10 protein-coding genes are annotated in these 14,510 nt (G+C 70.6%); 4 read left to right on the plus strand and 6 right to left on the minus strand.

Translation table 11 applies throughout. The features are described from left to right. Positions 1-43 precede the first annotated feature (43 nt). From ACV7NO_RS09340 to ACV7NO_RS09360, 5 genes are all read right to left on the minus strand, one after another. Positions 44-1,381 (minus strand): bifunctional folylpolyglutamate synthase/dihydrofolate synthase, encoded by a 1,338-nt coding sequence (locus tag ACV7NO_RS09340; RefSeq protein WP_463405732.1) that lies wholly within the window; start codon positions 1,379-1,381, stop codon positions 44-46. Between the two features lie 148 nt (positions 1,382-1,529). Then, positions 1,530-2,390, minus strand: a complete 861-nt coding sequence (gene accD / locus ACV7NO_RS09345) for an acetyl-CoA carboxylase, carboxyltransferase subunit beta (protein WP_463405733.1) — start codon at positions 2,388-2,390, stop codon at positions 1,530-1,532. Beyond that, on the minus strand, positions 2,387-3,187 hold the full coding sequence (gene trpA, locus ACV7NO_RS09350; protein WP_463405734.1) for a tryptophan synthase subunit alpha: 801 nt from the start codon (positions 3,185-3,187) through the stop codon (positions 2,387-2,389). The genes accD and trpA overlap by 4 nt, the downstream gene beginning before the upstream one ends. Beyond that, positions 3,184-4,455 (minus strand): tryptophan synthase subunit beta, encoded by a 1,272-nt coding sequence (trpB, locus tag ACV7NO_RS09355; RefSeq protein WP_463405735.1) that lies wholly within the window; start codon positions 4,453-4,455, stop codon positions 3,184-3,186. The genes trpA and trpB overlap by 4 nt, the downstream gene beginning before the upstream one ends. Next, positions 4,452-5,090 carry a phosphoribosylanthranilate isomerase gene (locus ACV7NO_RS09360; protein ID WP_463405736.1) on the minus strand — a complete coding sequence of 213 codons (639 nt, stop codon included), beginning with the start codon at positions 5,088-5,090 and terminating at the stop codon, positions 4,452-4,454. Before ACV7NO_RS09360 ends, trpB begins: the two co-directional genes overlap by 4 nt. A 166-nt stretch (positions 5,091-5,256) precedes the next feature. Here ACV7NO_RS09360 and ACV7NO_RS09365 point away from each other — a divergent pair, with 166 nt between their 5' ends. The 3 genes from ACV7NO_RS09365 (at position 5,257) to ACV7NO_RS09375 (ending at position 10,588) form a co-directional block, all read left to right on the plus strand. After that, complete coding sequence (locus ACV7NO_RS09365) at positions 5,257-6,141, plus strand: glucosamine kinase nucleotide-binding domain-containing protein (RefSeq protein WP_463405737.1); 885 nt, start codon at positions 5,257-5,259, stop codon at positions 6,139-6,141. Positions 6,142-6,209: 68 nt separating this feature from the next. Then, positions 6,210-7,688 carry an ATPase domain-containing protein gene (locus ACV7NO_RS09370; RefSeq protein ID WP_463405738.1) on the plus strand — a complete coding sequence of 493 codons (1,479 nt, stop codon included), beginning with the start codon at positions 6,210-6,212 and terminating at the stop codon, positions 7,686-7,688. Between the two features lie 41 nt (positions 7,689-7,729). Next, the gene (locus ACV7NO_RS09375; RefSeq protein WP_463405739.1) at positions 7,730-10,588 is read left to right on the plus strand and encodes a PAS domain-containing protein; all 2,859 of its coding nucleotides are present in this window, start codon (positions 7,730-7,732) and stop codon (positions 10,586-10,588) included. Here the strand turns inward: ACV7NO_RS09375 and ACV7NO_RS09380 are convergent. Then, positions 10,585-11,799 (minus strand): MFS transporter, encoded by a 1,215-nt coding sequence (locus ACV7NO_RS09380; protein WP_463405740.1) that lies wholly within the window; start codon positions 11,797-11,799, stop codon positions 10,585-10,587. The two genes, ACV7NO_RS09375 and ACV7NO_RS09380, sit on opposite strands and share 4 nt — an antisense overlap. 128 nt (positions 11,800-11,927) lie before the next feature. Between ACV7NO_RS09380 and ACV7NO_RS09385 the strand changes: the two genes are divergently transcribed. Then, positions 11,928-14,372, plus strand: a complete 2,445-nt coding sequence (locus ACV7NO_RS09385; protein WP_463405741.1) for a zinc-dependent metalloprotease — start codon at positions 11,928-11,930, stop codon at positions 14,370-14,372. Positions 14,373-14,510 lie beyond the last annotated feature (138 nt).

Raw genomic sequence — 14,510 nt, forward strand, 5'->3', positions numbered from 1 at the left:
CAAGGTCGCGGATGCGTTATTGCAAGTCAATATCAATAAATCGTCAGTCGGGGTACTCGTCGTTCGCGGCGAGCGCTTCGCCTGCGAGATAGAGCGATCCGGCGACGAGGACCGATTCGCCGGTACGCTGGTCGGCCAGCCGGTCGAACGCCTTTTCCACCGAAATCGCGACGGTGGCGCTTGCCGCGCCATGCGCGAGCGCAAGGTCCGCGAGGTCGGCGAGCGCGTGGTGCTCGTGGCCGGGTACGGGGACCGCGACGACGTGACAGGGGCCGGTGGTGGCGGTGAGCAGGCGGACGACGGCGTCGGCATCCTTGTTCGCGAGCATGCCGATGACGAGGTTGGTGGGAGCGCCCGCGGCGTAGAAGTCGGCGACGCGCGCGGCGGCGGATTCGTTGTGTGCGCCGTCGACATAGATGCCGTGGCGGCGCTGTCCGGGGGCGAGGCGGGCCACGAGCGGGCCGTCGCCCAGGCGCTGCATCCGGGCGGGCCAGCGGGTATTCGTGGCGGCGGTTCGCAGCGCGGCATCGGGGATCGCGAGCGTCGACTGGTGGCGGAGCATCGCGACGGCGAGCGCGAAGTTTTCGGACTGGAACGCGCCGGACATCGTCGGGGCGGGGCCTTCGAACGATGTGGCGGCGCCGGCGTAGTGGATGGTGTCGCCGATCATGTGGCTCGTCCAGTTGCGGCCTCGCGAGTAAAGCGGCGCGCCAGCGGTATCGGCGAACTGCGCAATACGGGCGGCGATCGCGGGCGGATAGTCCATCGTGACGAGCGCGACGCCGGGCTTGGCGATCCCGGCCTTCTCGCCCGCGATCTGGAACAGCGTGTCGCCGAGGAACGCCTGGTGATCGATCCCGAGCGCGGCGATGCCGCAGACGATCGGGGCGGGGAGGACATTGGTCGCGTCGAGGCGTCCGCCCAGGCCGACCTCGACGACGCAGGCGTCGGCGGGGGTGCGTGCGAAGGCAAGGAAGGCGGCGGCGGTGGTGATCTCGAAGAAGCTCGCGCCGATGCCGTCCGCCCCATCTCCGGCGGCATCGAGGACTTCGGCGAGGAGGGCGGCGAGCGAAGCGTTATCGATCAGCCGGCCGGCGAGGCGGATGCGTTCGTTGAAGCGGACGAGGTGGGGGCTGGTATAGGCGTGCGCGGTCAACCCCGCGGCCTCGATCGCGGCGCGCAGGAATGCGCAGGTCGATCCCTTGCCGTTGGTGCCGGCGACGTGGAGGACGGGGGGCATGCGGAGGTGGGGGTTGCCGAGGCGCGCGAGCAGGCGCGTGATGCGATCGAGACCGAGGATGTCGGCGCCGGGGGAGAGCGTCCAGAGGCGATCGAGCTGCGCCTGGACGTCGGGGTCGGTGGAGTGAGCGTGGTCGGGCATTGTGGTTCGCTGTACCCGTTAGGCTGTACCGCGGCGAAGGCCGGGGCCCATTCCTGAATCAAGAGCTCGACGCGGTAGCGTCGATCGCGCTGGCGCGCGACTTTTTGTCGGGGCTGGGCCCCGGCCTTCACCGGTTACGGTAGCGCCCTTATGCCGCCTTCCGCGAGCCGCACAGGTAGGCGATGACCGTAGAGAGCTGCGCTCGCAGGTCCTTGCGGTGGACGACCATGTCGATCAGCCCATGCTCCAGATAATATTCGCTGGTCTGGAAATCGTCGGGCAGCTTCTCGCGGATCGTGCTCTCGATCACGCGGCGGCCGGTGAACGCCAGCGTCGCCTTGGGCTCCGCGATCTGGACGTCGCCGAGCATCGCATAGGCGGCCATGACGCCGCCCGAGGTGGGATCGGTCAGCACGACGATATAGGGCAGCCCGGCATCGTGGAGCATTTGGATCGCGACGGTGCTGCGCGGCATCTGCATCAGGCTGAGGATGCCTTCCTGCATCCGCGCGCCGCCGCTGGCGGTGAAGACGATATAGGGGGCCCTGTCCGCGATCGCGGCCTCGATCCCCTGGACGATCGCCTCGCCGACCGCCTGGCCCATCGATCCGCCCATGAACGCGAAATCCTGGACCCCGATGACGACCTTGCGGCCATCGATCGTGCCGCGGGCGTTGACGAAGGCGTCGGCCTCGCCGGTATCGGCACGGGCCGCCTTCAGGCGATCGGCATAGCGTTTCGAATCACGAAACCTGAGCGGGTCCTCCGCGACCTTGGGCGCGGGCAGCTCGCTGGCGCTGCCCCCGTCGAGCAGGTGGCGGAAGCGGACGCGCGGGCCGATACGCTCGTGGTGATCGCATTTCGGGCAGACATGAAGATTCTCCTCCAGCTCCTTCACGAACACCATCTGCCCGCAGCCCTTGCACTTGTGCCAGAGATGGTCGGGCGTGTCCTTGCGGACCGGGACGACGAACGACAGCGCGTTGCGGACGTTGTTGAGCCAGCTCATGCGGCTTCCTTCCTGGCGTCGGCGAGCGCGGCCGACAGCGTGGCGACATAGGCGCGGACGGCGTCGGGCGCGGCGGCACCATGCTGCGCGACGATCTCGACGATCGCGGAGCCGACGACGACGCCGTCGGCGACGCGCCCGATCGCGGCGGCCTGTTCGGGAGTGCGCACGCCGAAGCCGACCGCTACGGGCAGGTCGGTCGCGGCCTTGAGCGCGGCGACGGCGGTGTCGATCGAGCCCTGCGCGGCCTGCTGCAACCCGGTGATCCCGGCGACCGAGACATAGTAGACGAACCCGCTCGCGCCATCGAGCACGGCGGGAAGGCGCGCGGCATCGGTGGTCGGCGTGGCGAGGCGGATCAGCGCGATGCCCGCGGCGCGCAGCTGCGGACCGAGCGCGTCGTCCTCCTCGGGCGGCACGTCGACGCAGATCACGCCGTCGACGCCCGCATCCTTCGCGGCCGATGCGAACCAGTCCGCACCGCGGCGGAGCATCGGATTGGCATAGCCCATCAGGACAAGTGGCACGTTCGGGTGACGTGACCGGAAGCCCTTGGCGATCGACAGGATGTCCGCAGTCGTTGTGCCCGCGGTGAGCGCGCGGATATTGGCGGACTGGATCGCCGGGCCGTCGGCCATCGGATCGGTGAACGGCATGCCCAGTTCGATCACGTCCGCTCCGCCCGCGACGAGTGCGTCGAGGATCGCGGGCGTGGCGGCGGGGGCGGGATCGCCGCCGGTGACGAACGCGACGAGCGCGGGACGGTCCTTCGCGAAAGCTGCGGCGAGGCGGGTCACATCTCGACTCCGAGGGCCGATGCGACGGTAAAGATGTCCTTGTCTCCGCGGCCGCACAGGTTCGCGAGGATGATCTGGTCGTTGCGCATCGTCCTGGCGACCTTCGTCACCGCGGCGATCGCGTGGGCGGGTTCGAGCGCGGGGATGATGCCTTCGGTGCGACACAGCAACTGGAAGGCGTCGAGCGCGTCGGTGTCGGTCGCGCTGGTATAGTCGACGCGGCCGATGTCGCGCAGCCAGGCATGCTCGGGGCCGATGCCGGGATAGTCGAGACCGGCGGAGATCGAGTGGCCCTCATCGATCTGGCCGTCCTCGTTCTGGAGCAGGTAGGTCTTGTTGCCGTGAAGGATGCCCGGGAACCCGCCCGCGAGACTGGCGGCGTGCTCCTTGTCGAGCCCATGGCCCGCCGCCTCGACGCCGAGCATGCCGACATCGGCGTCGTCGAGGAACGGGTGGAACAGCCCGATCGCGTTCGATCCGCCGCCGATCGCGGCGACGAGCAGATCGGGGAGCTTGCCGGTGCGCGCCAGCATCTGCTCGCGCGCCTCGCGGCCGATCACGCTCTGGAAGTCGCGGACCATCTCCGGGTAGGGATGCGGGCCGGCGGCGGTGCCGATGATGTAGAAGGTGTCATGGATGTTGGCGACCCAGTCGCGCAGGCCTTCATTCATCGCGTCCGACAGCGTCTGCGCGCCACTGGTGACGGGGCGGACCTCGGCGCCGAGCAGCTTCATGCGGAACACGTTGGGCTGCTGCCGCTCGATATCGCGCGCGCCCATATAGATGACGCAGGGCAGACCGAAGCGCGCGCAGACCGCGGCGGTCGCGACGCCGTGCTGGCCCGCGCCGGTTTCCGCGATGATCCGCGTCTTGCCCATGCGGATCGCGAGCAGGATCTGGCCGATGCAGTTGTTGATCTTGTGCGCGCCGGTGTGATTGAGTTCGTCGCGCTTGAACCAGACCTGCGCGCCCATCTTTTGTCCGTCGGGGCCTTCGTCTGCGCCTTCGCGCAGCGCGGCAGACAGTCGCTCGGCGTGGTAGAGTGGGCTCGGGCGCCCGACATAGTGTTCGAGCAAGTCCTCGAACTCCGCGGCGAAGGCGGGATCCGCCTTGGCGGCCTTGTAGGCGGTGTCGAGCTCGAGGATCAGCGGCATCAGCGTCTCTGCGACGTAGCGGCCGCCGAAATCGCCGAAATGGCCGCGCTCATCGGGCTGCGCCCGAAAGGTATTGGCGTCCGGGCGCGTGCGGAAGGAATTGGGAGCGTTCATAGATGGGCGACCGATTGGAGGAAGGCGGCGATCTTGTCCACATCCTTGACCCCGGGGGCGCTTTCGACGCCGGAGGAGATGTCGACGAGCGTCGCGCCGGTCTGGCGGACCGCGGCGGCGACGTTGCCCGCGTCCAGCCCGCCGGACAGTGCCCATGGGAGCGGATGGCGGACGCCGTCGAGCAGCGTCCAGTCGAAGCGCAATCCCATGCCGCCGGGCAGCACCGCGCCGTCGGGCGTCTTTGCGTCGTAGAGGATACGGTCGGCGGCACCCGGGAGCGCGTTCGCGGCGGCGAGGTCTGCGCGCGCCTTGACCGGGATCGCGGCCCAGGTCTCGGCTCCGGTGATGCGCTTGAGGTGCGCGACCCGGGCGGGGGCGGTCTTGTGGAGCTGGATGACGTCGAGGCGACCGGCGTCGAGTGCCTGCCGGACGGTGTCGTCGTCGGGGTTCACGAAGACGCCGACCCGGTGGACGTGATCGGGGACGCGCGCGGCGAGTTCGGCGATCCGGTCCATCCCGACGTGACGCGGCGACGGCGGGAAGACGACGAAGCCGACATGGCTGGCGCCGTGACGGAGCGCGGCGTCGAGCGTCGCGGGGGTGGACAGGCCACAGATCTTTGCGGTGACGGACACGAGGCGGCATATAGGGGGTGGGGGTGAGAGGGGAAAGGTCGCCGTCGTCCGCCCGGCGCGGGGCATTGCCACAGGTTATGGGGCGCCGCCGGGTTCGATGCACGCGGAACGCCCGGAATCGCAGTATCCCGGCGAGCGCGGAGCCTTATAGGGCGCAGGGCTATCAATGGCTGAGGAGGACGGCGTGCCGGACTATTTCCTGGGGGTCGATGCCGGGGGCAGCAATTGCCGGGCCCGGCTGGTCGATGCCGGCGGGGCGATCGTCGGGACGGGACGCGCCGGCCCGGCCAATGCGGGGCTGGGGCTCGAGAATCTGCGTGCCGTGCTGCTCGATGCGGCATTGCAGGCGACCGGAGCGGCGGGGCTGGGCGAGGCGGACCTGGCGCGCGTCGCGGCGGGGTTCGGGATCGCGGGGCTGTCGCGGCCGGGGGTTGCGGAGGCGGTGGCGGCGATGGACTTTCCGTTCGCCAGCGTCGCGATCGACAGCGATGCGGCGATCGCGAGCCTGGGTGCGCTTTCGGGGCGCGACGGGGCGATCCTGGTGCTGGGGACGGGGAGCATCGCGCACCTGCGGCTGGGCGATGCGAGCTTCAGCATCGGGGGCTATGGGTTTCCGATTTCGGACGAGGGCAGCGGCGCGGCGCTGGGGTTGAGCGCGCTGCGGCACGCGCTGCGCGCGCTCGACGGTCGGAGCCGCGGGTCGCCGCTGAGCGGGGCGATCACCGCGCGGTTCGGGCACCAGACGCCGCGGATCATCGCGTGGATGAGCAGCGCGACGCCGTCCGACTATGGCAGCTTCGCGCCGCTGGTGATGGAGCATGCGGAGGGCGGCGACGAGATCGCGCGATCGATCGTCGAGGATGCCGCGCTGCATGTCGAGCGGTTCATCGAGACGATCTTCCTGCGCGGCGCGCCACGCTGCGTGCTGGTCGGCGGACTGGCGCCGCGGCTGCGGCCGTGGCTGCGCTATCGCACGGTGGAACGGCTGAGCGAGGCGGACGGCGATGCGCTGGACGGCGCGCTGCTGCTGGCGGGCATGCCGCGTGGTTGATCCAGATCAAAGGACAACGATGTGACGACCTGCTAGGCCCGTAACAATACGAGTTGGGGGGGGGTGACATGGCGGATTGTGCGACGGGAGTTCCCGGGCTCGACGAAATCCTGGCAGGCGGGTTCGCGCGGGCGCGGCTGTTCCTGCTCGAGGGGAGTCCCGGCACCGGTAAGACGACGATCGCCAGCCAGTTCCTGATGGAAGGCGTCGCGGCGGGCGAGCAGGTGCTGTATATCACCCTGTCCGAAACCGAGGAGGAACTGCGCGACGGCGCGGCGTCGCACGGCTGGACCTTCGGCGCGGGGTTCGAGGTGTTCGAACTGGTGCCGCCCGAAAGCCTGCTCGACGAGGACCAGCAGCAGAGCCTGCTCTATTCGTCCGACCTGGAACTGGGCGAGACGACGAAGCGGATCTTCGAGGCGTTCGAGCGCATCCGGCCGACGCGGGTGGTGCTCGACAGCCTGTCCGAGATCCGGCTGCTGGCGCAGAGTTCGCTCCGGTATCGACGCCAGATCCTGGCGCTGAAGCATTATTTCGCGAAGTCCGACGCGACCGTGCTGATGCTGGACGACCTGACCGCCGACGTGATGGACAAGACCGTCCACAGCGTGGCGCACGCGGTGGTGCGGCTGGAGGAACTGTCCCCCAATTACGGCGCGGAGCGGCGGCGGATGCGGGTGCTGAAATATCGCGGGCGGCGCTATCGTGGGGGCTATCACGATTTCGTGATCGACACCGGCGGCATCCATGTCTTTCCGCGGCTGGTGTCCGCGGAGCACAAGACCATGGTCGATCGCGAGATCGTCGCACTCGACAACGCGGCGCTGAATGCCCTTGCGGGCGGCGGGCTGGCGCGCGGATCGAGCACGCTGATCCTGGGGCCGGCGGGCACCGGCAAGTCGCTGCTCACACTGGGGTTCGTCCAGTCCGCGATTGGGCGGGGTGAAACCGCGGCGATGTTCGTGTTCGACGAGGAACTCGGGCTGCTGTTCGACCGCGCGCTGGGGCTGGGGATCGACCTGCAGGCGATGGTCGATACGGGCAAGCTTGTGATCGAGCAGGTCGATGCCGCCGAGCTGACGCCGGGCGAGTTCTCGCAGCGGGTGCGCCGCGCTGTGGAGCATCACGATGCGCGCACCGTGGTGATCGACAGCCTCAACGGCTTTCAGGCGGCGATGCCCGAGGAGCAGGCGCTGGTGCTGCACATGCACGAGCTGTTGCAATATCTGAACCGGCAGGGCGCGATGACCTTCCTGACGGTCGCGCAGCACGGGCTGGTCGGCGACATGAAGTCGCCGGTCGACGTCACCTATCTGGCGGATACGGTGATCCTGCTGCGCTATTTCGAGGCGACGGGGCGCGTGCGGCGCGCGATCTCGGTGGTCAAGAAGCGGACCGGCGCACACGAGGATACGATCCGCGAGTTCGTGATCGACCGGCGCGGCGTCACGCTGGGCGCACCGCTGACAAGGTTCCAGGGCGTGCTGCGCGGCGTGCCGGTGCTGAGCGGGGAGGATCACACCATGCTCGAGGCTGGCGGGATGTGACCGGCGCATGATAGGGCCTTGCGCGTGAAGGACTTGCGCGCATGAACCGGACGATTGCCGAAGGCGCGGTGATCTATGCGCCGCTTGGCCGCGATGCCGACATCGCGGCATCGCTTCTGGGCGACGGCGACCTCGAGTCGCGGATCGCGCGCGATCTTCCGGCGCTGGTCGCGATGATTCGCGGCGGGGCGGGCTATGCGATCCTGACCGAGGAGGCGGTGCGCGGCGTGGACCTGCGCGCGTTGACCGCGGTGCTGGCGGAGCAGGCCGAATGGTCCGACCTGCCGTTCATCATGCTGACCGCGCGGGGCGGCGGGCTGGAGCGCAATCCGGGCGCGGTGCGGCTGCTCGAGACGCTGGGCAACGTCACCTTCCTCGAACGGCCGTTCCATCCGACGACGCTCATCAGCCTCGCCAAGGCGGCGCGGCGCGCGCGGCTGCGGCAATACGAGGCGCGCGCGCGGCTGGAGCAGATCGCGGCGGGGCGCGAGCGGCTGTCGCTGGCGCTGGCGTCGGGGGGACTGGGCGCGTGGATCTACGAGGTGAAGGGCGCGGTGCTGACGACCGATGCGCAGTGCCGCGCGCATTACGGGCTGGCTGCGGACGCGCGGTTCGCGTTCGAGGACCTGCTGGCGCGGATCCATGACGAGGATCGCCCGCGCATGCTCGCCACGGTGCTGGCCGCGATCGAGGGCGCGACCGACTACGACATCGAATATCGCGCGGTGTGGCCGGATCGCTCAATCCATTGGCTGCGGATCAGCGGGCGGCCCGAACGCGATGCGGCGGGGCAGGTGGCGCGGATGGTGGGGGTGTCGCACGACATCACGGACCAGCGTCGTATCGAGGCGCGCCAGCGCGCGCTGATCGCGCTGGGCGACGGACTGCGACAGGCGGACGACATCGACATGATGTCCCGCGTGGCGGTGCGGGTCCTTGGCGAGACGCTGGGGGTGAGCCGCGCGGGGTACGGCACGGTCGATGCCCTGCGCGAGACGGTGTCGATCGACTGCGAATGGACCGCGCCGGGCGTCGCGCCGCTGACAGGGGAGCGATCGTTCCGCGCCTATGGATCGTTCGTCGACGACCTGAAGCGCGGCGACTGGATCGCGATCGCCGACGCGCGGATCGATCCGCGCACCGCCGACCGCGTCCGGGCCCTGGAAGCGATCGCGTCGCGGGCGATACTGAACATGCCGGTGGTGCGCGCGGGCACGCTCGTCGCGCTGCTGTTCGTCAACCAGCGCGAGCCGCGCGCATGGACGCCGGACGACGTCGCGTTCGTCCACGACGTCGCCGGGCGGACGCAGGCGGCGATCGAGCGGCGGCAGGCGGAAACCGCGCTCGCCGAACTGGCAGGGTCGCTGGAGCGGCAGGTGGAGGAACGCACCCGCGAGCGCGACCGGACATGGCGCAACTCGCAGGACCTGCTCGCGGTGATCGACGGCGAGGGCCGGTTCGTCGCGGTGAACCCGGCGTGGACGACCGTGCTCGGATGGCAGGCGCACGAAGTGATCGGGCGCCATCATCTCGACTTCAACCATCCCGACGATCGGCCCGCCAGGGAGGCCGCGCTGGAGCAGGCGCAGGACGGGCAGATGCCGCCGGGTGAAAACCGGGTGCGGCACCGCGACGGCAGCTATCGTTGGATCGCGTGGATCGCCTCCGCGGGCGAGGGCATGGTGTATGCCAGCGGGCGTCACGTCACGGCGGAGAAAGAAGCGCAACTTGCGCTGGAAGGTACGCAGGACCAGCTTCGCCAGGCGCAGAAGATGGAAGCGGTGGGCCAGCTGACCGGGGGGATCGCGCACGATTTCAACAATCTGCTGACCGCGATCTCGGGAAGCCTGGAACTGATCCAGCTGCGCGTGGGGCAGGGTCGCACCGGCGACGTGGCGCGCTATGTCGATACCGCGACGCAGGCGGCGAAGCGCGCGGCGGCGCTGACGCACCGGCTGCTCGCCTTTTCGCGCCGGCAGACGCTCGATCCGCGCGCGAGCGACCTCGACGCGCTGATCGCCAACATGCGCGACCTGCTAGAGCGATCGGTAGGGCCGACGATCGAGATCGATATCGACGCGCCTGCAGGCACGTTGTGGACGGCCCTGGTCGATCCCAACCAGTTCGAGAACGCCCTGTTGAACCTGAGCATCAACGCGCGCGACGCGATGGCCGAGGGCGGGCGGATCACGATCACGACTGCCAATGCCACGCTCGACCGCGGCGCGGCGGCGGCGCGCGACCTGGCGGCGGGCGACTATGTCACGCTCGCCGTCTCCGACACCGGGGCGGGCATGGACGCCGAGACGATCGCGCGTGCGTTCGATCCGTTCTTCACGACCAAGCCGCTGGGCGAAGGCACCGGGCTTGGGCTGTCGATGATCTATGGCTTCGTCCGCCAGTCGGGCGGGCAGGTGCGGATCGACTCCACGGTGGGGGTCGGCACCACGATGCGGCTGTATTTTCCGCGGGTGGCGGATGCGCACGTGACGACCGAGGCGGTGGCGCCCGTGGCCGAGGTGACACCGGTGAGCGCGGAACGCGCGGTGCTGGTCGTCGACGACGAGGCGGCGGTGCGGATGCTGGTGCGCGACGTGCTGGTCGACATGGGGTGCGCGGTGATCGAGGCGGAGGACGCGCGCACGGCGATGGCGGTGGTCGATTCGCCCGCGCGGATCGACCTGATGGTGACCGATGTCGGCTTGCCCGGCGGGACGAACGGGCGGCAACTGGCCGACGCCGCGCGGGCCGTTCGCGACGGGCTGACGGTGCTGTTCATCACCGGCTACGCCGAGGCTGCGGTGATGGGCGACGGCGCGCCGGGGGCGGGGATGCACCTGATGACCAAGCCCTTCTCGATCGACGCGATCGCGGCCCGGATCCGCTCGCTGCTCGCCTAGCGGGGCGTGCGGTAGTCGATCGCGAGCGCGAGCCCGCCGGCGACGCATGTCATCGCCGCGAGGAGGACCAGGATCGGGGCAAAGCCGCTCGCCGCGCCGAACCCCCAGGCGAGCGCGGGGCCGATGACGGCGGGAAGCGTGTTCGCGAGGTTGAGATAGCCGAGCGTCCGGCCGCGCCTCGCCGGGGCGGGGAGCATGCGCATCACCGCGGTCGACTGGAGCGCGAGGAAGACCGCGCTGCCGCAGATATGGAGCACGAAACCCGTCGCCGCGACCGTGACCGATCCTGCGACGGCCATGACCAGGAGACCGATCGCCGCGACGATCGAGGCGATGCCGAGGATCGGGCGGCGGGTCGCGGCGCGGTCCGACAGGCGCCCGGCGACGATCGCGAGGGGAATGGCGACGGCGTATCCGATCGCGAGCATTCGGCCGACCGCGGGCGCGAGCGTGGCGGCCGGGATGCCGGGGTTCAGGGCTGCGAAGTACAACAGCAGGTACACGAACAGAACCGCCCCCGCGACCTGGACGAGGAGCCGCGCGAGCCAGGCGAGCGCGATATCGCGGCGGGGCGGCATGGCGACGGGCGCCGGCCGGGCCGGTGCGCCGGGCGACCGGGAGCGGAGCGCGAGGAGGGGGGCGAGCAGTACCCCGACGACGACGACGATCACCGTGTAGCGCGCGCCCTCGCCGAGCGACGGCTGCATCGCGAGCGCCCAGGACAGCGCGGAGGCGGACGGGTTGGCGAGGGTGAGGAGTGCGCCCGCGATACCCTTGCGCACGTCGGGAACGTCGTCCGCCATCATCGCGAACAGCGGCGCGACGAGCGCGTTGAGCGCCACCTGCCACAAGGCGACCGCGACGACGATCTCGAGCGGGCGCTGCGCGGCGTGGATCGCGGCGTAGCCGAGCATCGTGAGCACCAGGCCTGCCGCGACCCAGCCGCGCCTCGTCCGTCCGCGCGCGACCGTGCGGTCGCTGAGCCTGCCGAACGCGATGTTGGCGACGCTGGCCGCCACCGCGCCCGCCAGGGATGCGGCGGTGAGGACGTCGACCGCGGACGCACCCGCGACCGCGGCGATCTTGAGCGGGAGCAGCAGCGTCAGCAGCGGCAGATAGGCGACGACGACCGCGATGTTGGCGAGCGCGTAGGCGAGGAGAAGCCGCGTCGTCGCGCGATCGGGATCGGGCAGGGCGGAGTCGGCGGGCATCGCCGGGCGCTATCGCATGCCGAGGACGATCCGTCGCGCGCGGGTGTCCGCAAAGAGATGGTTCAATCCGCCGACGAACCGCTCTAGCGTCGCGGGCGAGACGCTCGCTGCTGCGAAGGATGCCCGTGATGAAGACGCTGTTCGCATGCCTGTCGCTCGCGCTGCTCTCGACCACTGCGATCGCGGCGCCGGCGGTGCGTGCGGAGGCACCTGCTGCGCCGCTGGCAGGGACGACCGCGCTGGCGGGGCTGGTGCCGGTGAACGTCGACGCGGCGGGCGGGCGAGTGCTGGTGACGCTGCCGCCGCCGGGGGCGGACGGGGTTTCGGGGCGGTTCCTGTACGTCGCGAGCCTCAGGACCGGGGTGGGATCGTCGGACGTCGGGCTGGATCACGGGCAGAATTCGGACGCGCAGGTGCTGGCGTTCCGCCGGATCGGAAAGAAGGTGTTCGCCGAGTATGAAAACCCCCGCTTCCGCGCAACCGGCGGATCTGCGGCGGAGCAGGCGGCGGCGCGCGACAGCTTCGCGACGACGACGACGTGGGTGGGCGACGTCGCGCAGACGCTGCCCGACGGATCGATCGTGGTCGACCTGGCGGGGTTCCTGACGCGCGACGCGATGGGGATCGCGGCGTCGTTGAAGCGCGGCGAGGGCGGGGAGTATCGGCTCGATGCGGGCGCGAGCATCGCGGATGTGGCGGTGACGAAGGCGTTCCCGGACAATATCGAGATGGAGGCGCGACAGACCTTCGTCACCGACAAGCCCGGTGCCGCGATCGAGAACATCGCGCCCGACGCGCGATCGATCTCGCTGACGGTGCGGCACTCGCTAATCCGGCTGCCCGGGCCGGGCTACACCCCGATCCGGTTCGATCCGCGGTTCGGCGGGTTCGCGGCGCAGGCGGTGGATTACGGCGCGCCGCTGGGGCAGGACGTGGTCTACGCTCTCGCGATGCGATTCCGGCTGGAGAAGACCGATCCGGCCGCCGCGCGCTCCGCGGTCAAGACGCCGATCGTGTTCTACATCGACCGCGCCGCGCCCGAGCCGATCCGCACCGCGCTGGCGGAGGGCGTGTCGTGGTGGACGAAGGCGTTCGACGCGGCGGGCTATATCGATGCGTTCCGCGTCGCGATCCTGCCGGAGGGCGCGGACCCGCTCGACGTGCGGTACAACGTCGTCAACTGGGTGAACCGCGCGACGCGGGGCTGGTCGTACGGGCAGGTGATCGCGGACCCGCGCACGGGCGAGATCGTCAAGGGATCGGTGCTGCTCGGCTCGCTGCGGGTGCGGCAGGACATGCTGATCTTCGAAGGGCTGGTCGGCGCGGACAAGGTGGGCACGGGCGGGCCGAACGACCCGGTGCAGGCGGCGCTCGCCAGGATTCGCCAGCTCGGCGCGCACGAGGTGGGGCATGCGCTGGGGTTCGAACATAATTTCGCCGCCTCCACGCAGGGACGTGCGTCGGTGATGGATTATCCCGCGCCGCGCATCGGGCTGGTGAACGGCGCGCCCGACCTGTCGGACGCTTACGGCGTGGGTGTCGGCGCATGGGACGTGGCGGCGGTCGACCGGCTCTATGGTGCGCCCGCGCCGGGGGCCGACGCGGCGGCGGCGCTGGAGGCGAAGGCGGCGGCGGTGCGCGCGGCGGGGTTGCGGTTCGTCAGCGACGGTGATGCGCGCAGCGCGAGCGCGGCGCAGCCCTGGGCGAGCCTGTGGGACGACGGCGCGGACCCGGCGGCGGAGCTGGTGCGGATGCTGGCGGTGCGGCGCGCGGCGGTCGCGCGGTTCGGCATGGCGGCGCTGCGTCCCGGCGAGGCGGTGGAGAATTTGCGGCGCAAGTTCGTGCCGGTGTGGCTGCTCCACCGCTATCAGGTGGAGGCGGCGGCGAAAATGATCGGCGGGGTCGACTTCGCCTATCCGGTCGCGGGCGGCGGGCATGAGCGCGCGACTGCGGTGCCGGGGGCGCAGCAGCGCGCGGCGCTCGATGCGCTGCTCGCGACGCTGACGCCTGCGGCGCTGACGGTGCCGCCCGCGCTGCTGCCGCTGCTGTCGGCGGGACGGAGCGGGCCCGCGGACCGTCAGTTCGACATCGAGGTGATGGCGACCGCGGGCGGGCCGGTGTTCGATCCGCTGGTCGCCGCCGACGTCGCTGCGGCGATCACGCTCGACGCGCTGCTCGATGGCGGACGGTTGCAGCGGGTGGCGTTGCAGCGGCAGGCGGATGGGGGCGCGCTGGCGGTCGACGAGCTGATCGGGGCGCTGGTGGCGCGGACGGTGGACGGCGCGACGACGCTGTTGGCGCAGCGCGTGGCGACGCGGGTGCTGCTCGATCTGGCGCGGGTGTCGCGCGATCCCAAGACCGCGCCGGGCGTGGCGGCGATCGCGGACGAGGCGCTGGTCGGCGCGACGGCGCGGCTGGCGCGCGGCATGGGAAGCTGGGCGCGGAGCACGGCGCGGATGCTGGGGGATAACGATCGGCTGGCGGCGGCACTGGCTGCGCTGTCCAAGAGCGCGCCTTCGATCCCGCCGGGCATGCCGATCGGCGCGGGCGAGGGGGAATGGATGGAGCGGTAGCGCGGGGTTTCGAGGCGGGGACGCAGCGCCTTCGTCGCGCTGAGAACCGGGGCCAGGGATACCCCTGTCATGCCGCGCTGCCCCGCGATCCACCGCTCGGCAGAGGCTTTCGGGCGTTGCGTTCGCGACCCCGTGGAC

The sequence above is a fragment of the Sphingomonas sp. Ell38C01 genome, assembly GCF_055231975.1.

Coding starts and splice junctions, on each gene's coding strand:
- ACV7NO_RS09385 (WP_463405741.1), top strand. CDS start 11,928: ATGAAGACGCTGTTCGCATGCCTGTCGCTCGCGCTGCTCTCGACCACT.
- ACV7NO_RS09365 (WP_463405737.1), top strand. CDS start 5,257: ATGGCTGAGGAGGACGGCGTGCCGGACTATTTCCTGGGGGTCGATGCC.
- accD (WP_463405733.1), bottom strand. CDS start 2,390: ATGAGCTGGCTCAACAACGTCCGCAACGCGCTGTCGTTCGTCGTCCCG.
- ACV7NO_RS09340 (WP_463405732.1), bottom strand. CDS start 1,381: ATGCCCGACCACGCTCACTCCACCGACCCCGACGTCCAGGCGCAGCTC.
- ACV7NO_RS09370 (WP_463405738.1), top strand. CDS start 6,210: ATGGCGGATTGTGCGACGGGAGTTCCCGGGCTCGACGAAATCCTGGCA.
- trpB (WP_463405735.1), bottom strand. CDS start 4,455: ATGAACGCTCCCAATTCCTTCCGCACGCGCCCGGACGCCAATACCTTT.
- ACV7NO_RS09375 (WP_463405739.1), top strand. CDS start 7,730: ATGAACCGGACGATTGCCGAAGGCGCGGTGATCTATGCGCCGCTTGGC.
- ACV7NO_RS09380 (WP_463405740.1), bottom strand. CDS start 11,799: ATGCCCGCCGACTCCGCCCTGCCCGATCCCGATCGCGCGACGACGCGG.